Origin of the sequence: Pedobacter xixiisoli (assembly GCF_900215335.1) — a bacterium.
Classification (GTDB): domain Bacteria; phylum Bacteroidota; class Bacteroidia; order Sphingobacteriales; family Sphingobacteriaceae; genus Pedobacter; species Pedobacter xixiisoli.
The window spans coordinates 1412876-1435288 of sequence record NZ_OCMT01000001.1 but is presented as its reverse complement, the minus strand read 5'-3'; the positions used below and the strand labels follow the sequence as shown (position 1 = coordinate 1435288).

Below are 22413 nucleotides of genomic sequence, written 5' to 3'. Positions count from 1 at the left end.
GTGTTTGATAGTAGCTGTTTATCAATTATCTTTTCTTGTAAAATTGATAAAACCTATTCTGAGCATAATAGAGTAGGGTGTCGGTACTTGTCTTAGGCTCAGATAATTCATCGAAATAAACATCAGAATTATAAAATAAATGTGTTTTAAACTTAACTTCTGTTTTGTTAAATTTTATCTTGAAAAAATAATACCTGCTTTTACTAAACCATCCTTTGTCTTCATCAATCATTGGTTTCTTGCTATCGCTACTATTTGAGGAAGGAGTTCCAATAACAATTAATCGTTTAATGCGGTTTGATATGACCGTTTTGTCAAAAAGTTGTATGCTGTTGCTGTGGATTGATGTGTCTCCAGCCATCACAATAGATACTAAAAAGTTAAAGTTATCTCCAGCAGTTAATGCCATATCTTTACTTATACGGCTCGCTAATTCATTTTTAGCAATATAAAATTGACCCCCGTTTGAAACAAAAAATATAGCCTCTGTAAAATTGCCATTTGGTGTAAAATGCTTAATCACTTTCAGCTTTTCTTTCAAATTTTCGTATGCTTTTTCATTTAGCTCGTGGATAAATTCAGTTTTATGAAGGTTAATATTGAAGATAATACCTTTCTTAATTCCTTCACCAGTATTTTCGATGAGAAAAAGAGAGTTTGTTTTTTCATCAAAAGTGTAGTGTAAATAATCGGTTGTTTTAAAGTGGAAAATAGACTTAAAACTCTTGTTAACAATTGCTAGCGATGTTGATTGACGGTCTACTGTATCCTTGTCGTAGTTAATTAATAATAAATTCGATTTTTTCAATAAGCTGTACGAGTTCACATAAAAACTATCTACTTTCCGATTTGTAAAATCATTTTCGTTAGTGATTCTTGGAAAGAAAGGTATTTCTGGATGTTTGTTTTTATTGGGTAATTCATAACCACTATTAAAGATTACCAAAGAGATAATTACAATAAATACTAAGAGGCTGAAAAATACAATCAGTTTTTTATTCATGACTTTTCTTTGATTTTTTCGTGTTGATTATTGTATGCTGTTAATTTTTTTAGATTAAAGATTAATGCCAAGGCAACTACAGATAAAACGCTAATGAAGATGTAATATATTTTGTAAAACTCTAATTCTATCATGTAAAATAAGATGATGAGCGGAAAACTGAGTAAGCTACTGAGAATACAAACCGAAGCTAAATATTGAAATACTTGAGAGAACCAGTCTTTTTTGTCTTTGCCAATTACCCAGAAAACAACAAATAGTACCGGTAAACCAAATATCGCGACAAAAGCAAAAACATCACTTTTAGGAATATTTTTATTTGGAGCAAAAAATAAAATGTAATTAACAACTAGATACAAAATGCACATCCATGGAAATAATCGTTTCAAAACTTGAAAACTGATTTTTTGTGTTTCAATTTTACTTTTGGTAGTTACAAAAAAGGGTTCATTGTCTTTTTTGCCAATTTCTAAACGTTGATAAATGTTTTTTATAGCGGTCCCGATGATCACGACTTGGTCATTGTTTTTCAATAGATGTTCTACATGACCAACATCATTAATGTCAGGTTTTAACGAATGTTCGTTGTGGGTTCTTGGATTCAATTGTTTTAGGTCGAGTCCATTACCTTTAATTGTTATATTGCCCGAATTAGTGCTTAAAGTAAAGTTCTTGCACTCAGTAATAATGGATTTCACGTCATCATTGTAACCATCATCAATGGGAATGTACTCAATTTCTTTGTACAAGTAACCAATGCAAGTTTCATTAAAATAGGGGCTGTTGATTTCTTCCTCTAGTTTTAAAACAGTTCCTTCCAAAAGCACTTGTCCGTCATTAAGCTCGGCAATTTTCTGAGGTTCTTTGAAAGTTATATTTTTTAGCTTTATGGTAGAAAAATACGCAATGCTACCAATAAGTAGAGGAATAACTGGTACTAAAAATTTGGTAAAGAAAACACCTAATGCTATACCAAAACAAAGCACAACACAACCAATATTTTTTAGATTGTTCGATACAAATGGATTCGGCATTGCTTTAGGTAGGATGCTCATCTTCTAAAATGATCTATTGCTTATTTCTTCTTAAAATATCAGCTATCTTTTGATCTACATCAGTATCATCCGTTTCTTTAAAAGTTTTACCTATTTGGTAAGGTTTGTTATTATTATCTATCCTGTAAATGCTGGTGTAAAAATCTTCTCCGGCCAAGCCATAACTTACAATTACTTTATGCTTTTTGTTGTAATTTGGATTTACGATTCTGTTGAAGCCAACTACTTTTTTAACGGTATGATTTGTTGGGTTGAGCAGATATAGGTTAAAGAAAGCATTGGCGCCTCGAGCTCCATTCCTTTCAAAAATTAAGACATCTTTTATCCCGTCGTCGTTGAAATCTTCGTAGCTAACACTATTTTGAGTTAACAGCATCTGTAGCTCTTCCTTCCAAAAAATTTTATCGGTTTTACCCACTTTTCCGAAATAGATATTGGTTGTCTTTAGCGCATCTTCTTCGCCTTCTTTAATGCCGTGTTGTATCGCTACTACATAAGTTTTATCGACAAAAGGGTAAATATATCGCCAATCCCCTTTAGCATTGGGCTGATGAAAAACTTTCTCCTGCGCTACCAATGTAACAGTCGAAAGTAACAGTGTAAAGTATAACAACAGCCTCATCGTCATCTATAAACCAGCTTTAACTAAGCTATCCAACTTATAATCGAAAGTTTGTGTTTTGCCACCGCAACCATTATAAACCACTTTTCCATTAGGGTCAATCAAGATTTTAGCTGGCGTACAAAATACGTTGTCGTTCAACGGTTTTTCTTTGTTGGGTCCTTCGGTATTGTCGATTTGTTTAAAGCTAAACTTCGCCTCTGCAAATAACTTTTGAAGCGCAGGTTCATCATCAGAAAAACCATTCACTAAACCAACCATTGGTATTTTATCGCCAAACAGTTCATAAGTTTTGTTCAGCTCGGCCGCCATGTCATAACTTTCACTCTTTGCGATAGAACCACTGTCGTAAACAAACAAAACCCAGTACTTTCCTTTATTATCTTTGGAGTTAAAAACACTTCCATCTGTAGTTTTTGCCGAAAACTCAGGTTTAGCACCCATTAATAAATCAATTTTAGACTTATTGTAGGTGGCCAATTTTTCTTCCATCGTTTCTTCTTTTGGTGCAGAATTGCAAGCCGTAAATACCAACGCCAATGCGGCGAAAATCAAATTTTTCATCTTCTTCATATCTTTATTTAACAGTCAAAGTTTTCGTAATGTGTTACTTCTAATCGTTTTTCAAGCTCTTCAATTTCTATTGCCGACAGCTTTTGTAAGGTGAGGTTAACTTTTAATTGTCTTTTCATATCTGGACTAATCCAAATTCCGGTCATTCCTGTGGCTGTTTTTTTAAGGATAAGCACACCTGTGAAACGAATTTCAGTAAAGCAAAAGTTTCCTTTTTCGTCAGTTTGGTTTAGCAGTTCAATCCAGTTTTTACCTTTTCCGTATTGATACATCGCTTCGTAAATATCGCTACCGCCACAATTGTTCGGTAACTGCTTTAAGTAGAATCTCACAGCTCTGTTATCTACCATACCTTGGTATAAATATCTTTTGATTTCTTGTGCGGTTGCAAACCCAATATCGGCCAGCAGAAATAAGAGGATGCAGATGCCTATATGTAATGATTTTTTCATCGTTGGTTTCATCATTTTTTAAGATTGAATACCTAAAATTACAGATTGGCGAAAGAATAGTTTTTATCTATTATTATTTGCGGTTTGCTGCCTAGTATCTGCTATAATTGGCTTATTATTCGTGATTAAAAGCAATGATTTAAGCCATTTTTATAGGAATAGTTAGGGTAACTACAGTGCCTTTGTTCTTTTCGCTTTTAATCTCAATTCCTGCTGCTACACCACTTTCTTTGGCAATAATAGCCAGTCGTTCTTTGCTGATGGTGGTAGATAAAGATTTGTGCTGTTGTGGTTTAACTTCTTGAGAAATTCCTTTGCCGTTATCGGTGATGGTTACCAATACAGTTTTTTCTTTTACATTCAGATTTACCGTAATTAAACCATTTTTTCCGTTGGGATTGATACCATGCAAAATCGCATTTTCTACAAAAGGCTGCATTAGCATAGGAGGGATGCAAATACTCTCTACATCTTGTTCTTCGTCGTAATTGATTTGATAGCAGAAGGCATCATCATAACGCATTTGCTGTAAGCTGAGGTAGTTTTCCAATGTGTCAATCTCTTCGCTCAGCTTCACATAACCTTCTCTAGAGGATTCTAGACTGCTTCTTAGCAATCTACCAAATTGATGTAAATATTTGAGCGCTTTTTCATTGTCGTTAAAGCGGATGAAACTTTGCAGTGCCGATAGTGTATTGAAAATGAAATGAGGTTCCATTTGGGTGCGCAGTAGACGTTGTTCCAATTGTGCCCTCTCAGCTTCGTTCTTTAGTTTTCTTTGCCTTTGGATAAAATAAAGCAATGAAATAATGGCTACAGCCAATAAAAATGCAAGGGTGCTCACTAATAACCATAGTCGGTTTTTTTGAAGATTGCTCTGTGCCAAAACCACCGTTTCATTTAGGTTAAGAATCGATTTGTCTTTTGCCTGAAGCTGAAAAATGGTACTCATTTCTGCGATGGCTCTGCTGCTTTCCAACTCATAGAGAAACCGAGTTCTCCTTAACAAAATATCTTGTTGGCGCTCGGCATCTGCATACTTTTTAGTGGCAAAAGAATAGTTCACCAAGTTTTGTTCGTACAGTAATAAACTTTCGTCATCTATCTTGTCAGGATATTTTTTTGCAAAGTTCTCACACTGCTTTAAGTAATAGGCAGCGCTGTCCAGTTGTTTAGATTCTATGAAAACGCCAGCCATGTCACAATAGCTGGTATATAAATTACCTGTAGTAACGCTAAAAGCCCTTGCACCATTTTGCAGCTCATCTTCTAAATCTAGCTTAAGCCTTTTTTGGCTATAGTAAAACGCCGAATCGGCGATGTTTACTTTCGAGAAATAAGTCGCTTTCCTATCATACAAAAAGTTCTCACTCTGCTTGTTCGGATTTTCCATGTACAGCTGCTCCATTTTTTTGATGTAGCTGTAAAGTGAATCGGTACTGCCGCCAGATTTGAAATAACAAACCGCAATCTGACTGTAAGCCCTAAACTTTTCCTTTTGGTTGTCTTTTAAAAGTGGCAAAAGTTCCATCGCTTTGCGGTTCAATACAAAAGCATTTTTAAACTGACGTAACTTTGCGCTTGATTGTGCTGCAGAGAAATAAATGGTTATTTTTTGTTTGGGTGTGAGGTTAATGGCACTGTCGGCCAATAACATTTGCGCCGCACTATTGTAGTAATAATTCTCCTGATGTACTTTTTGCTCTAGATTTGCAATATTTCCTAATCCAGAAAAGAGCTGCACTTTATCAGCATCGTATCCAGTTTGGTTCTCCATCAACTCCCAAGCCACTTGCATGTGGTTCTTGATAGAATCCAACTCCGACATCGAATAAAATACTCCAGCAATATTATAATGTATTTTAGAAACCAACACAGAATCTGTATTGAATTGGGGATTGGCTAATTGTCGATTCCAATACTTCAGTTTCGCAGCAGCATCTGAACTTTGTTTCAGTTCTTCACTGGCATCTTTAAAACCTTGAAGCGCTTTTTGGCGGTCTTCTAGTTTTTTGTCGATTGCTTTTTGCTCACATCCGTAAAATGCGGTGCAAAAAATAACCAGACACAAAAGAGCGTAACTATTTTTCATTACTCAATATGGTTGATGTGTTGAATGATATAGTCTTTTCTTCTGCTAGATACAGGGATTTCTGTTTTGTCTTTTAATATAATGGTACCCGATTTTAAGAATTTATCAACGTACAACACATTAACTAAATACGATTGATGGGGGCGAAGGAACCATTTTTCTGGCAACAGCTCATCGTAGAATTTCAACGGTTTCGAAATCATGATTTTTCTGCCTTCCGTTAAAAAGAAATTAGTGTAACCGCCCTCGCTCTGACAATAAACAATTTCTTTGAGTTGCAGTACCTGAAGAAACTCCAGTGTGTGTAAAACTATACGGCTTTCCAGATCACCTTCGGTATTTAAGGACTGAGATTTTAGAATCGAAATTTGCTGTTGCTGTTGTGCTAATCCATTTGCACCATCTTCGGCAATCTTGGTTAAGGCTGTTTGAAACTCATTTTCGTCCAAAGGCTTCAACAAATAATCAAGTGCACCATACTTAATCGCTTTCACTGCAAAATGGTTAAAGGCGGTAATAAATATAATCTTGAAATTGATTTCTTCGAGTTGATTTAAAATATCGAAAGCGGTACCATCGGTTAGCTGGATATCCATTAAAACCAGCTCTGGAGCGGTAGATTTGATCAAAATTAAAGCGTCGGCTACATTGGTTGCCGCACCAATTAAATTAAAATCACTTTGTTTTTGTAATAGCCATTCAATTTCTTTACGTACGGCGGGTTCATCTTCAATAATTAAAGTTCTGATCATGGGCATTAATTTTTAAGACACGTACAAAAATACTGCCAAGCATTATAGGTTTTAGTATTAAAATACTGTTAGTATTGATCTTTGGTCTCTTTTCTTATAACCACATAAAGACATAGAAATAAGCTTCAAAATCCTATGTTTCTATGTGTTTAGAAAGCATGATATTTTCTTTTATTATTAGCGTATAGATACATAGAAATAAAGATCTACGATCAGCTTAAAATCCTATGTTTGTATGTGTTTAAATATCATTTTGCTAAAAAAGCAAATCACCTTCTCCCAAATATTGCCTCACCATCTTAAGGATTTCATCTCCAAAATCAAACGCTTTTCCTTCGCCAACACCTTTAATTTGTGAGAACTGTTTAAGTGTTTTAGGAAGTTTAGCTGCAACATCTTTCAGCACCTGCTCTGATAAAATGTTATAGTCTGATGTATTTCTTTCTTTTCCTTTTTTGATGCGCCAAGCATAAAGCTGGTCGTAAAGTGCCTTGTTAGTGATTTCGGCTTCTTTGGTAACGGTGGTAGAGGTCCATCTGTCGATAGCCTGATATTCGATAGCAGCACTTTTCCAACGCTCTAAAATTGTTGTGGTATCAATTGCAGACGGTAATGAACGGAACATTGCTGTTTTGCCTTTCAGTTGTTCTAAAATAAGATTCACCGATAAGTAATAATCGTCATCCATCAATGCTGCCGGATAGGTCTGGTGCAAGTCAATTAGCATGTCTTCCAATAACTCGAGCTTAGCTAAAAAGTATGTTGACGATTTTTGTAAACGCTCTTTTAAACTTACCGATTGCCACGGCGATTCGTTTTGCGAAGCTAATTCCTTCTGAATAAAGCGAGTGCCAATGTTGCCAATTTCTGTGTGTAGCAACTTCTCCGTCGCGGTTAAATCAATCGATAAACGTTCTAACAAAATAGACTTATAGGTGTTCCATGCCAATATCATGATGGAGAAATCGTACAAGCTAGAAAGTACGCCTAATTCCGAGCTGATGATAGACTGTTCCAAATCTGTATTGATTGGCATTTTTTCTTTTGCTGCTTGCATAAAACCTATCACAGACTTATCGGTAATGATATTCGCTGGTTTCACTTTCTCCAGTAATACCATGCCTTGTAAGCTCCTGCACCTGCTTAGTGCTACATAAGCTTGACCGTGGGTAAAAGCAGCACTTACATCTATTAAGGCGTTGTCAAAAGTTAATCCCTGACTTTTATGGATGGTAATTGCCCACGCCAATCGCAATGGAAATTGACTAAATGAACCGGCATTGGTTTCGGTTACCTTATTGTCCGTTTCAGAAAATGCATACTTTACATTCTGCCAAATCTCACGTTCTGCTTCCAGTTCGGTGCCATCATCTAAGAAGTTGAGTAGGATAGAATGCTCGGTAAGTGCCGTAATTTTTGCTGTTCTACCATTGTGATAACGCTTTTTCCCAGAAGCATCGTTTTTAATAAACATTACAAGTGCACCAACTTTAAGTATCAGCTCTTCTTCAGCAGGATAGGCCTCTTTAGGAAAATCATCGGTTACCGTCGCCGTATAAGTATAGGCTTCGCTCTCTAGTGCTGCTAATTTCTGCTCGTTAATTTGTTTCACCAAAGGATTATGCGTAGTTAGCGTTACATAATCTCGTAATTCTTCGGCTGTAGCGTTCTCCAAATGGCGCTCATTCAGTTTAGCGAGTAGAGCTTCATTACCAGAACCATCACGTACACTATTCAGTATATCTACAAAGACAGGGTCGGTTTGGCGGTAAACTTCTTCCAATTCGAAAGTAAGAAGCTGTGTTTTTCGAAGCGCTAAGCTATCAAAGAAATAAGGACCAGTATAGTAATTCCGAAGGACATGCCAATCTTTTTGAAAAACTGGCGAAAGCTGGTACAAATCGCCAATCATCAGCAATTGTACACCACCAAATGGTTTCGAAATGCCTTTTACGGCTCGCAGCACGGTATCAATGTAATCAATCATATCTGCCCGCACCATACTAATTTCGTCGATAATCAGCAAGTCGAGGCATTTGAGCAGCTTGGTTTTTTCGTAACCTACTTTCTTATCGAAAAGCTCGGCTAACGAAGCAGTTTGTGTACTCGGCACCAAGGGACCAAAAGGAACTTGAAAAAAAGAGTTGATGGTTACGCCGCCTGCATTAATTGCAGCAACTGCGGTAGGGGCTACCACAGCAAGGTTTTTAGTGGTATTGGCTTTAATGTAGCGTAAAAACGTAGTTTTCCCTGTGCCTGCTTTCCCTGTCATGAAGATAGGCCTGTCGGTCTTCTCTATAAAATCCATGATGAGTTGTTGCAGGGAATTTAGCTTCATTTTACGCTATGCTTTTGAGCTACAAAGGTAAAAAATAGGGCCCAAAACAGCTTGCGAATATCCGTTTTGGGGATAACTTTTTGAAGGTTTTGCAAGTGGTTTATATTCAGTTGGTTGGTTGGTTGGTTGGTTGGTTGGTTGGCAATGCCTACACCCAAGCACGTCATACAGGAATCGTAAAGCTTTCGCTAGGAATGTTGCTAGTCGGGATTTGTAATTTCAACTTAAATAACCATGGTTTGTAATCCATTATTTGCGATATGAAATTCGAATGTTCATCAGCAAATGCCATCTTTATATATAGCTAGATTTCTCCTTAAGGTCGAAATGACGAACTATTAGCGAGGTTGCTTCAAGCCTTGCTAGTCGGAGATTTTTAATCCCGACTTAAATAACCATGGATTTGTAATCCATTATTAGCAAATATGCAATTACAAACCGAGTAATTAGTTACCAATGCTAATTATACATGTGATTAGATTTCTCCTTAACGTCGAAATGACGAAACATTAGTGAGGTTGCTTCAATTTAAGTCGAGTTTACGGATATACACATCCCACACTTTAGGTTATTCAACCTTGCATATCTCCGATTTAGCCCGTTTTTTTTACACTTCGGTGAAGAAAAATTAAGATAAACCTATGATTGGATTACCTTTGCAGAAGATTAAATATAGCTTTGTTGGTGAATAAAACGGAAAATACATTTTTAAGTAATAAGGTAAAACGAATGGTTTTTGTGCCTTTTGCTTTTGTGCTGTTTTACTTAGTTTCCTTTTTATTAGATCCTTACGCTAAGTTTTGGGCAGAGTATTCGCAAAGAAATTTCTGGAATTTATTGGCCGAATGGTGTACTTCCTTAGTTTTTTGCTTTCTCGTCTCAGAAGCGTCTATCTTTATACATGCAAAGCTTAACCGTAGCCTACCGTGGACCGACAGGCCACTTAAACGATTAGTGGTAGAAGCACTATTTAACATGTTGGCAGTGATGTTTATCATATTCTTAAACATCGTTTTTATTATCTGCATCGAAAAGGAAGATTTAAGTGCGCCGTCTTCGGAAGATATCAAGAATTTAATGCAGTGGGGTGTGGTGAGCATGATGATTTCTTTCATGATTATTGCCATTAACACAGGTAGTTATTTAGTGAGCAATTGGAAAAACTCCGAAATGAAAGTAACGGAGCACAAACTAAGAGAAGCAGAGCTGAAACAAGCCTCCGTAGAAGCGCAGTTAAACTCGCTCAAATTACAGCTAGATCCTCATTTTATTTTCAACAGCCTCAGTATTTTATCGGAGTTAATTCTCGAAGACCAGCAGCTTGGCTACGAATATTCAGAGAGATTCTCCAAGGTGTACCGCTTTCTATTGGTCAATTCTAAGAAGAACACTATTTCGCTGGAAGAAGAACTTAAATTTCTAGACTCCTATATCTTCCTCATCAAACACCGTATTGGCTCGGGCATTACTTTCGATATTGACGTTGCCCCACAAAGTAAGGCTTTGTACCTGCCGCCGCTTACCCTGCAACTGTTGATAGAAAATGCAATCAAACACAATTCTACGAATAAAAATAACCCACTTACTATTAAAGTTTACACGCAAGAAGCGCAAATTTTAGTGGTAGAAAATTCGTTAGCCTTAATAGAAAACCAAAATTTACGTTCTTTTGGTATCGGGCTTCCAAATATCATGAGCAGATTTGAACTTTTGAAAGGCAAAACTCCAGAAATTATCAAAACTCCAACTACCTATAAAGTGGTTGTTCACTTAATGGATTATGAGCAATAACATCCTAATCATAGAAGACGAAAAGCTAAATGCCGACCGATTAAAGCGGCTAATAGGTGTCATTAGACCCCAAGCAACGATAGTGGCGGTATTAGATAGCGTAGCTGAAACTTTGGAGTGGTTTAACCATGAAAATATGCCTGATTTGGTGATGATGGATGTTCGTTTATCAGATGGGCTAAGTTTCGAAATCTTCGATAAGGTAACGATTACTTGTCCAATCATATTTACTACAGCTTATGATGAGTATGCTGTTAAAGCGTTTAAATACAATAGTGTAGATTATTTACTTAAACCTGTAGAACAGGAAGAATTACAGGTAGCCCTAGAAAAAGTAGAACAATACTGCACATCAAATAAAAGTCAAACGGCAATAGATGATTTGGTGAGGTATTTAAAACCTAAGGAACATCGAAGTAGATTTTTAATTCCCTATAAGGATGGTTACAAAGCTATCGCGATAGAGGAGATTTGTTATTTCCACCTTGAATTTAAAGTTACCAAAGCTAGGTTAAAAGATGGTACGGAAGTAGTACTGCCGCAAACCATGGAAGAGTTGGATGAACAGCTAGATCCTCACGTTTTCTTTCGGGCCAACAGGCAGTGCATTGTCCATGTAAATGCCATCGCTCAGCTCCATAACCATTTTAACGGCAAGCTAAAGGTCGCACTCAAAAACAGTGATATCGAGGTAATTGTAAGCCGAGAAAAAGCTGCTGCGTTAAAGCAATGGATGGATTGTTAGTTCGTGGTTCATTAGTTGCACTGTTCACACCCAATTACGTCATTCCGATCTTAAGAGCAATCTAGCCTCATGTTTGGTTACGGGTTAAAACCCGAAAGTGTGTTTGTTGGCTCACTAATTCATTCGTCATTGGTTCATTAGTTTGCACTGTCCATTGCCAGGTACACCATTCCCATCTTTTAGAGAGGTGGCCGAAGGTCGGGGTATTTGTTTAGGGGTTAGGTATCAGGGATTGGTATTACACTGTTCACACCCAAGTACGTCATTCCGGCATTAGGGAGGAATCTAGCATGTTTGGTTACGGGTTAAAACCCGAAAGTGTGTTGGTTGGCTCACTAGTTCATCCGTCATTGTTCATTAAACTTCCTAATCTCATCATCCTTTCATCAGTCCGTTATCCCGACTGAAGCGCAGCGGAATGGAGAGATCTTTGGATATGCTTAAACCTCTTTTTGGAAAGCTTAGTTCAATGGATTCTCTAATATGCTCGAAATCACAGAAATTGCTAAAAATCGTCTGCAAAATCTCATAATTAATTGAACTTTCAAAGTTCATTTTTAGTCGTATTTGGGTATAGAGGGATATGTGCTTCCCCAAAAATCAGTTAAATAATTTTGTGTATATCAGTTAGAGATAAAGTAATCGCATAGCTTATATGTTTAAAATAAACTGTTTTTAGTTGTTGGTAATCAGTTGTTTGCTTCGTTTTTAAAAATATTGGGTGTAAGCGTGTCTTCGTGTTTTTCTATAAGTGGCATTATAAATGTAAATATTTACGCACACTACTTATTAAAAAAACAGATTAACAAATGGTTAGAGAAATACCTTACCCGCAGAATTTACACATAAAGTTAACAGTTGTTGAAAGCAATCAAACAATACTGTATCCTGCTAAAGCAATTTGCAGCTCTAAATGTATTTAAGTATCGCAATGAGGATTGCAAAGACATCAACACATCGCCTAGTCTATAAAAGGCCGATGATGTAGTTTAACTGATTTACAAATAATCTCGATACTTCTGGAAGCTAATAACCTTTGCCAATTATTTCAGTGGCGAATGATATAGATTTCTCCTTAGGGAGAAACGATGAAAGAGAGATGTAGGTGCTATTTATCCCGTTGTTTCGAGAAACTAATAACTAATTAATCAATAAAAAATATCAATTAATAACAATTTCTATCATGAAAAAAAGACTACTTTTTCTTTTTGCTTTGGGGATGGGTTTTGGAGCCCATGCTCAGCTCACAGGAGGTACGGTTTATCGAATAAATGGTACTGATGGAGGTAGCGGCGCTACTCGTACATTCGAATCGTTACGCTCGGCAGCTACCTATGTAAATGTAAATGGCCTAACGGGTACTGGACAAGCCGTTCTCGAATTTACTGCTCCCTATACGAACGAAACTATAGGAGCTACAAGCATTACCTTTAATGCTTTACCTGGTGCCAGTGCTACTTTGGGCTTAACCATTAGGCCGGCTACAGGCATGAATGTAAGTTTAACGGCAAACTTAACAGCGTTACCGCTGATAGACCTTAACAATGCCGATTACATTACTATAGATGGTAGACCCGGTGGAGTAGGAACTACAAAGTCTCTTACCCTAGAAAATACCAGTACGAGTTCTAGTGCCCAAACTAGTGTGGTAAGGATGATCAACGATGCCCAGTTCAATAAGTTAAGCTACCTTAATTTTAAGATAGCTGCTGCGGTAAATACGGTTTCCGCTTCAGTATTGCTAAGTACCAGTGCTGCGGGTACCACAGGTAATACTAATAACACGATAGACAATAACACTTTCAGTAGTGCAAGTACAGCTGTAGCAGGCGCTGCACCAACACCTCAGATTGCTTCTTCTGGTACAGCATCATTACCTAACCACAATACCCAGATTACCAACAATAATTTTGAGTACTGGGGTGGGAGAGCAGCCATCTACAGCGTTTCTGGTAATGCATGGCAGATTAACAACAACCATTTCTACAGTACGCAAACTGTAGTAGCAGATGGTACTAACGCAACAGGTATAGTTTACTTGGCCACTTCGCTAGGCGGTCATACTATAAACAACAATTTTATTGGCGGACAAACTGCCAATGCCGGTGGTGCAGCAATGAATATGACAGCACAGAGCACTAATTTTATCTCTGTAAATGCCACTTCAAGTGCGGCAAAAACTACAATACAAGGTAATACCTTTGCTAATATCAATGCAAATACACCTACTACCGGAGCTAGTAATTTTAGAGTGATATTAACGGCAGGTAGCCAAATTGTTGATGTACTTAACAATACTATAGGCTCGTTAAGTACACCAAATAGTTTCGTAATTAATAAAAATACTAATGGAAGTGCAAGCTATTTCTTGATACAGCCGGATAATACAGGTGATAATGCAAGTAATATCAAAGATAATATCTTGGCTAATGTAAAGTTTAATGAGCTTGGTGGTGTAGGAACTAATAGTTTTTATGGGATTTATGTGAATGCGGGAAATGGTAAACTTATTGACAACAATACGATTACAAAAATCAGTGCTAGTGGAGCTTTAACTACATATGCACTCATTTATACCGCCGTTGATACTGAGATCACCAATAATAAAATTGGATCGCAAAGTACTACAGGTGATATTTCATTAGAGTCTATTATAGCTTCAAGTAACTACAATGGTATTTATGCTTTTGGTAATTTTGCGACTAAAATTACTGGCAATCAGATAGGTGGTTTAAGTATTAAAACTACTCTGGCTACGGCAGCAACTTCAACATTTTATGTTATAAGAACAGTAGGTTCTAGCACACTAAACTTAAAGCCTATAGAAAACAACATTATTGGCGGTACAGTGGCTAGCAGCATACAAACGATTGTTGGTGGCGGTGCGGCCGCTGCGAAAATTAATATTTACGGAATCTATATGCAGGCTGCAATCAGCCGCAACAATACAGTAAGACACTTCTCGGCCAATGAGGAGGGGGTATTGTATGGTATATATGCATTGGGTAGTTTTGCCAACACGGTTGAGAACAATATCATCGAAGTACTAACTTTAGGCGGGGTAAGCAACGGTTCTTACCTTTCTGGTATTTTCGATGGTGGTAGTGCTGCTACAGCCATTACTGGTAATACCATATGGGGCCTTAGGAGCAGAAATGTAGAACCCTTAACAAGTGCCACTAGCCCTTACAAAAATTTAATGGGTATTTTTGGCTCTGGGGGCAATAGTATACTTAGCGGCAACAGAATCTACGACCTGGAGAATACGGGTGTTGGAGCGGCAACGGTATATGGTATCGTGGGCAAATTTGCCAACATCCTCAAAAACAGAATTTATAACTTGAAGATTACTAGCGCTACCTCGGGTGCGAGCGTAGGCGGGATGGCGCTTGCCGAGACTTCGCCAAATGCTTACAACGTTAGCAATAACGTCATCCATATCAACCACGACGGTATTATCCCCGTATATGGTATCTTGGCAGAGTATGATAATGCTACAGACCCTGCGGCGGCTATCAATGCCTCTTACAATACCATCTTGTTAGAAGGTACGGCTACCCATACGGCTGGTTCTTCGGCCATTTATCGTGATGGCGATAGCCCGATGGATCTTAAGAATAACCTGTTGTTCAACAACCGTAGTGGTGGCACAGGTGCACATAGTTTGTATGCTACTACTAATGGTGCGGCAGCTTGGAGCTCAAATTACAATTTCCTAGCTACTGCAAGTGGCAATCCTATTGTAGGTTATTGGAGTGGGGTAAACCAAGATTTTACGTCATGGAAAGCGAGCCACAGCGGTCAGGATGTTAATTCAATTAACGACATGACTTTAACGCCAAGTGCTTTCTTCAACATGGCTTCAGCTTCTACGCAATTTCTTAAAACTACAGAGCCTGGCAAATTAAAGGTGGCAGGAAAAGGTACATCGGTTTCTGTTACGGACGATATTTTAGGTACTTCTAGGGCTACATTGCCTACAATGGGTGCCTTTGAGGAGGTCGTAGTATTGCCAGTAACTTTCAGTGGTTTTACCGCTAAATTAAACGGTAACAAAGTTAATTTAAACTGGAGCGTGAGCAGTGAGGTAGAAATCTTACGTTATGAGATTGAACGTTTAACTAACAGTGGAACTTTCGTTAAGGTAGCTACAGTAAGCGCAGGCCAGCTTAATAGCTACAGCGCAGTAGATGCCAATCCAAAATTGGGTAGCAATTATTATCGTTTGTCTGCTATCAACAATGATGGTACAGCAAGCTATTTTGAAGGTGTTAGAGAGGTGAAAGTTGCCAGCTTAAATGAGGGTGCGGCTTCTGTTTATCCTAATCCATTAGTAGGTAATACGGTTAACGTAGCCATGGCTGCCTACAGCAATGGTACCTATACCTATAAATTAAGCGACATTACAGGCAGGTTGCTACAAAAAGGCAGTTTCGATCATAAAGGTGGCAGCAATACCATCACGGTAAGTGCGGCAATGCCTAAAGGTGTTTATGTGTTGCAGATCAGCAATGGCAAGGAGCAAATCCAAGCTAAGTTGATCAAACCATAGACTTGAGTTTAATTGGTTCAATGGGGCCGCTGTGGTATTTATACTGCAGCGGTTTTTTTTTATCCAATTGGTTTGTTGATTTCCCCATGTATCTATTTCTCATAAGTTTAGCGTGAGTCGCCGGTCATTGGCAAAGGGTTAGGGAGGATATCTAATTCTCAATTAGTCATCCCAATTCTACACACTCACTAAAAAAGAACTATGGAGGTAATTGAAGTTTATACTATTGTTAATCTCGGCCAAACAGAAGTAGTTCGGAACCTTCATTTTATAAAAATCACTAATAAGTTACAGTTGTAGAGCTATAAGGAGTAAGCATGTAGCTTTAATCTTCCTCGACCAGCGCAGTAGCTTCTATCTTTGTGCAGCAATGCTTAATGATGTTTGTTTGTAGTTTGTTTATTCGCTCACTATTTAATTTTAAATCAGTTAAGAAAATCATTTATCTAAATCTATTTATGAAAAGAACTCTACTTACCCTTTTGGGGATCGGCTTCGGTCTTCTGGCCCATGCGCAATTGCAAGGCGGTGTTGTCTACAAAATCAATGGTACAAATGGTGGTAGTGATACAGATCGCACTTTTGCCACTTTGCGTTCGGCGGCAACCTATGTGAATGCAGCAGGTCTAAGCGGTACTGGCCAGGCTATACTAGAGTTCACTGCCGGCTATTCGGCTGAAGATTTCTCCAGTGGCAATGGTATCATCTTTAATGCGTTGGCTAATGCTAGTTCTACATTGGGGCTTACCATTAGGCCCGCTGTTGGTGTTAGCGTAACGTTCAAATCCAACATCGGTAATGCCATGATTCAATTTAATAATGCTGATTATGTTACGATAGATGGCAGGCCGGGAGGTATAGGCACAAGTAGCGCATTTACCATAGAGAACAATAAGAGTAATTTAATCACGCTCAGTAATGGATCACAATTCAATAAAATTACCTATCTCAATCTAAAATCAATAGGTTTTGAAGCTGTGATCACATTAGATGCTATGTCAGGTGCAACGGGCAATACGCATAACACCATTAGTAACAATACATTTGGCGTTACCAGCGATTACGTATCAGGTACCTTAAGAGGTTTACAGATTCTTTCGTTAGGTAGAGCAGGCATACCTAATGATAATACCATCATTACCAATAATAATTTTGGAAATTGGGGTAGTGGAGCAGCTATTAGAAGTAGCTCTGGCAATGCTTGGCAAATTAACGGTAATCATTTTTACAGTACAGAGCCCATAGTAACGTTAGGTTACACTACGCTCTATGGTATTTACCTAACGGATAGTGAGGGAGGTCATACCATTAAAGATAACTTTATTGGCGGACAAACTCAAGGTGCGGGTGGTGCTAAAATGCAGGTAAATGCTTTTCATATTCAATTGATTTATATCAATGGTACTTCTAGCTCGGCTAAAACCACTATACAAAATAATACGATAGCCAATATCGATCTCCATCCTCAAAATTATCAGCAACAAGCTTCTTCCGTGTATTTGATGTATTTGACCGGTAATCAGGTTTTTGATGTGTTGGGTAACACTTTTGGTTCTCTTACTGAGTCAAACAGCTTAGTGTGCCATAGGATTGATGAAGAAGTTCTAAGTTTTATTGGAGTACAAGCAGTTCACTCGGGAAGCAGTGTGAGCAATCTCAAAAACAATATTTTCGCCAATTTTAGCATCAATAATGGTCTCGGAAATGCATACCTCATTTATACACCGTCGGGTACAGGTGGAAGATTAATAGATGGTAACACGTTTACAAAAATAAATTTAGATGGACCAATGTCTATATTTAATGTAATTAGTTCGGCTACTGAAAATACAGCTATAGTAAATAACTACATAGGTTCACAAAGTTCCACAGAAGATATTGTAGTTTCATCTAATGCTGCAGGTTGGGAAATTTATGCGATCAAAGCTATCGGAAATTTTCCGACCCAAATTACTGGCAACCAGATAGGCGGTATAAAAGTTTCCGCAGAAGCTCAAGGTCCATTGACCTTATGTGGCATCTATGCAGCTGGTTCTACTGTAGCTAATATCAAAACTGTAGAGAACAATATCATTGGAGGTACGGTAGCTAATAGTTTGGAAGTTGGTTTAGGAGACAATCTTTCCCCAATTACGATAATAGGCATTTATAGTCAACATGCAAATGTGCGTAATAATACGGTAAGGAATATTTTTCAAAATGACATAGGACCAATTTATGGCATTCAAGATGACGGTATTGTTGGAGGAGTGGTAGCAAATAATACAATTCAGCACTTTCGGGCACAAATTAATGGAAGTCATAAGGTTTATGGTATCAATGTTACAGGTAGTACCCCTATTATTTCTAATTCCATTTCGAATCTTTATCTTGATAATTACGGAGATATTAGCGGTATCTATTCTACTGGTACTGGTCTCATTAGCGTTAATGAAATATCTTCTGTAGAATGTAGTTTTGGTTCATCACGCGTTTTTGGTATCTCAGCAAATGAAGGTATCCATATATTGAAAAATAAAATTTATGACTTAAAAAATAATGGAATGTACACATACGATTCGGTGGTTGGTGGCATTTCTTTGGCAACGATACACTCAGACCCTTATTTTTTAGCTAATAATGTAATTCATATCAATAATGGTGGCGATGGTAATGTTTTTGGCCTACTCATTGAAAATACAGATGAAACCAGTCCAAATCCTCAAAATCATATTAAGGCCTATTATAATACCATTTTGTTGGAAGGTGTAAGCACAAGCGGAGGGTATTCTTCGGTTGTTTATCGTACGAATGATAGTCCGGTTGAGCTAAAGAACAATCTGTTGTTCAACAACCTTAGCGGTGGTGATGGTATACATAGTTTGTACGGTTACAACAATCCAACGGCAGCTTGGGTATCGGATCATAACTTTTTGGCTACAGCGAGTGGCAATACTGCCGTAGGCACCTGGAATGGTATGGCACAAGATTTCGCTACCTGGAAAGCGGCGAACAGTGGTTCGGATAACAACTCTATCAACGATATGAGCTTAACGCCAAGCACTTTCTTTAACATGGCATCGGGTACCAATAATTTCCTAAAAACTACCGCTACCGGCAAGTTAAAGGTGGCAGAAAAAGGTACGCCAATAGGTGCCGTTACAGATGATATTTTAGGTGGCGCTAGAACTTCTTTACCAACTATTGGTGCCTTTGAGGAGGTGGTTGTATTGCCCGTGACCTTCAAAGATTTTACCACCAAGTTAAACGGTAACAGGGTTGGCCTAAATTGGAACGTGGGCGCTGAGATAAATATCTTACATTATGAGGTAGAGCGCATGAGCAATGGTGCAGATTTCGCTAAAATAGCGACGGTAGTTGCAGACCAGTTAAACAACTACTCCGCGATAGATGCCAATCCGCAATTGGGTAGTAACTATTACCGTTTGTCGGCTATCAATAATGATGGTACAGTAAATTATTTTGAAGATGTTAGGGAGGTTAAGGTTGCCAACCTAAATCAAAGTTCGACTTCGGTTTATCCTAATCCTTTAGTAGGTAATACAATTAACATCGCCATGGCTGCCTACAGCAATGGTGCTTATACCTATAAACTAAGCGATATTACAGGCAGGTTGCTACAAAAAGGCAGCTTCGAGCATAGAGGTAGCAGCAATACCCTTAATCTAAAAGCTGCGATTTCCAAAGGTATTTATGTGTTACAGATCAGCAATGGCAGGGAGCAGTTCCAAGTCAAACTCATCAAACCATAAATTTAATTTTTCATATGTAGATTGCCGTCGTAGTGTAAAAGCTGCGACGGTTTTTTGTTTAAGGGTTAGGTATTAGGAGTCAGGTAACAGTCGTCGGGAATTAGGGGTTAGTATCCCTTGCAGATAGTCGCATCGCTGTTCTCTCCCTAAAAGGGACAGATGCCCAACGGGCAGAGAGGGTTTGTACTGGGACAATCTGTACTTCCTAGTATCACATTACGATCCTGTAATTAGTATGCTAGCGGTCTTTACCGTAGCTACTTTGCCATCCCATTAACGTAATACTTATAGCCTATAACTCGTAACCTATAATTCACAACTCAAAACCTATAAAGGCAGCGAAAGCAAAGGTACACTATTGCCAGAAGCCATTACCCTCGTTTTGCTTTTATGCAATAAACTATGCCAAAAGCCATGTCGATAAGGTACCATCACGAGCAGTTCCGTTTTGGAAGCTGCAATTTCAAGTTCAATAGCTTTGATAATTTCCGAAGAATGCACCTGTTTATAATAATGTTCAACTTCAGTTAGCGAAACATCTACTAAGCTCAATTCTTGGTCTCTAGAAATTTCTTCTGCTTTTTGTCTTACATAGAAAACTTCAACCGTGGCGCCAAAGTCGGCGGCAAAATCACGTACACGATCTAAAATTAAACGATGTACGCCCCTCGAAATATCACAAGCAAAAAGGATGTGCTTAATACCATTGTATTTCGCATTTAAAGGCACCGATAAAATCGGGAATTTTAAGCGCTGGATGACTTCGGTAGTGGTGTTGCCCAGTAGGTCTTGCTCTAGGGATTTTTCGGCCATGCCCATCACCAATAAATCTGCTTGATGTAGTTGGATACAGTTTAAAAGTTCTTCATAGAAATCGCCGGTAGCAAAGTAAACGTCAGTTTCGATATGATAAATCTCAGCAATCATTTCTGAAATTTCCTTATGCTTGTTGCGCCTCCATTCGAAAATTTGGTCTAGTTCACTGCCAGATATACGGGCATTCATGGCGTGGATAGAGGTTTTGTATAAGTTGTAGAGCACCAGCTTGTATCCCTTTTCGGAAGCGGCTGCTGCAGCGTAAGTCATGGCGTTATCTGCTTCGGCAGAAAAATCGGTAGCTACAATGATGGTCTTCATATCTAATGGATTTTTAAGATGCTTAGAAAGTATTAAAAACCGTTAGCGTTGTTAGCATAACGGCTTTATTTGTGTGTATTGATTAAAAATTAAAATGAACTCAAAAGGCTTTTATTTTGAAAATCTATTTGATGTGATAAAAGTAAAATAGTATCGGTTTTCGTGTGGAGATAAACTTCCCCAAACGGAAAAAATCGCTTCCCAAATGTAGACGTGAGTTTACCGAAACGTTAACGGTAGAATATTTGTATGTTAACTCAATTGTTACCTCTGTGTATGTGTACTGGCATTTTTTACGGTTGAGGTTGCTGTATTTTCGTTTCGGGTGCCGATTTATCCAGTTCAGCCATTTTGCCTCTAAAACACTTCGAAAATGTGTTTCTTTTGCATCGAAAATTTAATTAGAAATGGTACAAAAACATACAAAAGAGAAAGGCGCATATTGGCTTATCCTAGCAGTTTCGTTAGTGTTTGCTGCCTGCGGACAAGCACCGCAAGGATATGAAGTGCAGCCCGTTAATACAGACTTTATAACGCTTGGATTAGCTGATGCCGCCATAGAAAAACGTTACCCAGGCATGATTGAGGGTACAGTAAACGTAGAAGTGAAAGCGCAAGTAACAGGTTATTTAGAAGCGATTTACGTTAAAGAAGGTGATTATGTAACGAAAGGGCAATCGTTATTTAAAATTAAGGGCGATGTGTTTAATGAGCAGGTAAACAACAGTCAGGCAACTTTAAAATCTGCTTTGGCAGCACAAGCTACCGCAAAAATTGAAGTAGAGAAAATTAAGCCTTTGGTAGCAGGGAAAGTAGTTTCTGATATCCAATTGAAAACAGCAGAAGCTAATTACGATGCAGCGACAGCACAGGTTGCCCAAGCTAAGGCGGCTTTAGGTTCATCGCAAATTAATGCAGATTTTGCGGTAATTAAAGCTCCTGTAAGTGGTTACATCGGCAGAATTCCTAACCGTATAGGAAACTTGGTTACGCCAGCAGATCCTACGCCGCTCACTACACTCTCAGAAATAGACCAAGTGTTTGTTTATTTTTCTATGAGCGAAGCTGATTTCATTGCTTTTAATAAAGATCGTAAAACAGACGCTGGGATGAACTCGGTGAGCCTAATTACTGCCGATGGCGAAACCTATGCGCATAAAGGAAAGTTAGAATTAGCCAGTGGTAACATTGAGCGTAGCACAGGTAGCATTGCTTTAAAGGCAGTTTTTCCTAATCCTGATAAGCTTTTACGTTCTGGCGGTGCTGGTAGGGTAATTGTTACCAAGCAGGTGAAAGAAGCCTTGACCTTACCTATGGCCAGCGTAAAAGATGTACAGGATAAGTTCTTCGTTTTTGCATTGGCAGATAGTAGCAAGGTAGCGATGAAAGCCATCGAGATTGAAGGTAGAACTGGTGACAAATACATCGTTAAATCGGGTATTGCTAAAGGTGAAAAAATTGCCATCAACAGCATTGATGCCTTATCTGAAGGACAAAAAGTAGTGCCAACTATGGTAACTAAATAGTCCAAAATTTACATCTTTTTAAA

14 protein-coding genes are annotated in these 22413 nt (G+C 38.1%); 5 read left to right on the top strand and 9 right to left on the bottom strand.

Features of this window, described 5'->3' with window-relative positions:
• Positions 1–25: 25 nt before the first annotated feature.
• The 8 genes from CRO54_RS05690 to CRO54_RS05655 form a co-directional block, all read right to left on the bottom strand.
• Positions 26–1003: a hypothetical protein gene (locus CRO54_RS05690; protein ID WP_097129640.1), complete on the bottom strand. Its 978-nt coding sequence runs from the start codon at positions 1001–1003 to the stop codon at positions 26–28.
• Complete coding sequence (locus CRO54_RS05685) at positions 1000–2058, bottom strand: GIDE domain-containing protein (protein WP_097129637.1); 1059 nt, start codon at positions 2056–2058, stop codon at positions 1000–1002. Before CRO54_RS05685 ends, CRO54_RS05690 begins: the two co-directional genes overlap by 4 nt.
• Positions 2059–2071: 13 nt before the next feature.
• A complete protein-coding gene (locus tag CRO54_RS05680; protein ID WP_097129635.1) occupies positions 2072–2686 on the bottom strand; it encodes an XAC2610-related protein in 615 nt (204 codons plus the stop codon).
• Positions 2687–3253, bottom strand: a complete 567-nt coding sequence (locus tag CRO54_RS05675; protein WP_138765751.1) for a peroxiredoxin family protein — start codon at positions 3251–3253, stop codon at positions 2687–2689.
• Between the two features lie 8 nt (positions 3254–3261).
• Positions 3262–3705 (bottom strand): hypothetical protein, encoded by a 444-nt coding sequence (locus CRO54_RS05670; protein ID WP_138765750.1) that lies wholly within the window; start codon positions 3703–3705, stop codon positions 3262–3264.
• A gap of 139 nt (positions 3706–3844) precedes the next feature.
• Positions 3845–5797: a sensor histidine kinase gene (locus tag CRO54_RS05665; RefSeq protein ID WP_097129625.1), complete on the bottom strand. Its 1953-nt coding sequence runs from the start codon at positions 5795–5797 to the stop codon at positions 3845–3847.
• On the bottom strand, positions 5797–6549 hold the full coding sequence (locus CRO54_RS05660; RefSeq protein ID WP_097129951.1) for a LytR/AlgR family response regulator transcription factor: 753 nt from the start codon (positions 6547–6549) through the stop codon (positions 5797–5799). Before CRO54_RS05660 ends, CRO54_RS05665 begins: the two co-directional genes overlap by 1 nt.
• A 256-nt stretch (positions 6550–6805) precedes the next feature.
• Entirely contained in the window at positions 6806–8887 is a 2082-nt protein-coding gene (locus tag CRO54_RS05655) for an HRDC domain-containing protein (RefSeq protein ID WP_097129623.1), read from the bottom strand.
• Positions 8888–9571: 684 nt separating this feature from the next.
• On the opposite strand from CRO54_RS05655, the gene CRO54_RS05650 reads away from it, so the two are divergent.
• From CRO54_RS05650 to CRO54_RS05635, 4 genes are all read left to right on the top strand, one after another.
• A complete protein-coding gene (locus CRO54_RS05650; protein WP_240775025.1) occupies positions 9572–10678 on the top strand; it encodes a sensor histidine kinase in 1107 nt (368 codons plus the stop codon).
• Positions 10668–11423, top strand: a complete 756-nt coding sequence (locus tag CRO54_RS05645; RefSeq protein ID WP_097129621.1) for a LytR/AlgR family response regulator transcription factor — start codon at positions 10668–10670, stop codon at positions 11421–11423. The genes CRO54_RS05650 and CRO54_RS05645 overlap by 11 nt, the downstream gene beginning before the upstream one ends.
• A 1183-nt stretch (positions 11424–12606) precedes the next feature.
• The gene (locus CRO54_RS05640; protein ID WP_097129617.1) at positions 12607–15975 is read left to right on the top strand and encodes a T9SS type A sorting domain-containing protein; all 3369 of its coding nucleotides are present in this window, start codon (positions 12607–12609) and stop codon (positions 15973–15975) included.
• 458 nt (positions 15976–16433) lie between these two features.
• Positions 16434–19727 carry a T9SS type A sorting domain-containing protein gene (locus CRO54_RS05635; RefSeq protein ID WP_171047828.1) on the top strand — a complete coding sequence of 1098 codons (3294 nt, stop codon included), beginning with the start codon at positions 16434–16436 and terminating at the stop codon, positions 19725–19727.
• A gap of 327 nt (positions 19728–20054) precedes the next feature.
• Here CRO54_RS05635 and CRO54_RS05630 read toward each other — a convergent pair whose 3' ends face one another.
• On the bottom strand, positions 20055–20864 hold the full coding sequence (locus CRO54_RS05630) for a universal stress protein (RefSeq protein WP_097129613.1): 810 nt from the start codon (positions 20862–20864) through the stop codon (positions 20055–20057).
• Positions 20865–21271: 407 nt separating this feature from the next.
• Here CRO54_RS05630 and CRO54_RS05625 point away from each other — a divergent pair, with 407 nt between their 5' ends.
• Positions 21272–22390, top strand: a complete 1119-nt coding sequence (locus tag CRO54_RS05625) for an efflux RND transporter periplasmic adaptor subunit (protein ID WP_097129611.1) — start codon at positions 21272–21274, stop codon at positions 22388–22390.
• The last annotated feature ends 23 nt before the right edge of the window (positions 22391–22413 follow it).

Excerpts from the sequence above, each read along its gene's own strand:
- CRO54_RS05660 (WP_097129951.1), bottom strand. The coding sequence starts at position 6,549 with ATGATCAGAACTTTAATTATTGAAGATGAACCCGCCGTACGTAAAGAA.
- CRO54_RS05675 (WP_138765751.1), bottom strand. The coding sequence starts at position 3,253 with ATGAAGAAGATGAAAAATTTGATTTTCGCCGCATTGGCGTTGGTATTT.
- CRO54_RS05690 (WP_097129640.1), bottom strand. The coding sequence starts at position 1,003 with ATGAATAAAAAACTGATTGTATTTTTCAGCCTCTTAGTATTTATTGTA.
- CRO54_RS05630 (WP_097129613.1), bottom strand. The coding sequence starts at position 20,864 with ATGAAGACCATCATTGTAGCTACCGATTTTTCTGCCGAAGCAGATAAC.
- CRO54_RS05625 (WP_097129611.1), top strand. The coding sequence starts at position 21,272 with ATGGTACAAAAACATACAAAAGAGAAAGGCGCATATTGGCTTATCCTA.
- CRO54_RS05640 (WP_097129617.1), top strand. The coding sequence starts at position 12,607 with ATGAAAAAAAGACTACTTTTTCTTTTTGCTTTGGGGATGGGTTTTGGA.
- CRO54_RS05685 (WP_097129637.1), bottom strand. The coding sequence starts at position 2,058 with ATGAGCATCCTACCTAAAGCAATGCCGAATCCATTTGTATCGAACAAT.
- CRO54_RS05645 (WP_097129621.1), top strand. The coding sequence starts at position 10,668 with ATGAGCAATAACATCCTAATCATAGAAGACGAAAAGCTAAATGCCGAC.
- CRO54_RS05665 (WP_097129625.1), bottom strand. The coding sequence starts at position 5,797 with ATGAAAAATAGTTACGCTCTTTTGTGTCTGGTTATTTTTTGCACCGCA.
- CRO54_RS05680 (WP_097129635.1), bottom strand. The coding sequence starts at position 2,686 with ATGACGATGAGGCTGTTGTTATACTTTACACTGTTACTTTCGACTGTT.
- CRO54_RS05655 (WP_097129623.1), bottom strand. The coding sequence starts at position 8,887 with ATGAAGCTAAATTCCCTGCAACAACTCATCATGGATTTTATAGAGAAG.
- CRO54_RS05670 (WP_138765750.1), bottom strand. The coding sequence starts at position 3,705 with ATGAAAAAATCATTACATATAGGCATCTGCATCCTCTTATTTCTGCTG.
- CRO54_RS05635 (WP_171047828.1), top strand. The coding sequence starts at position 16,434 with ATGAAAAGAACTCTACTTACCCTTTTGGGGATCGGCTTCGGTCTTCTG.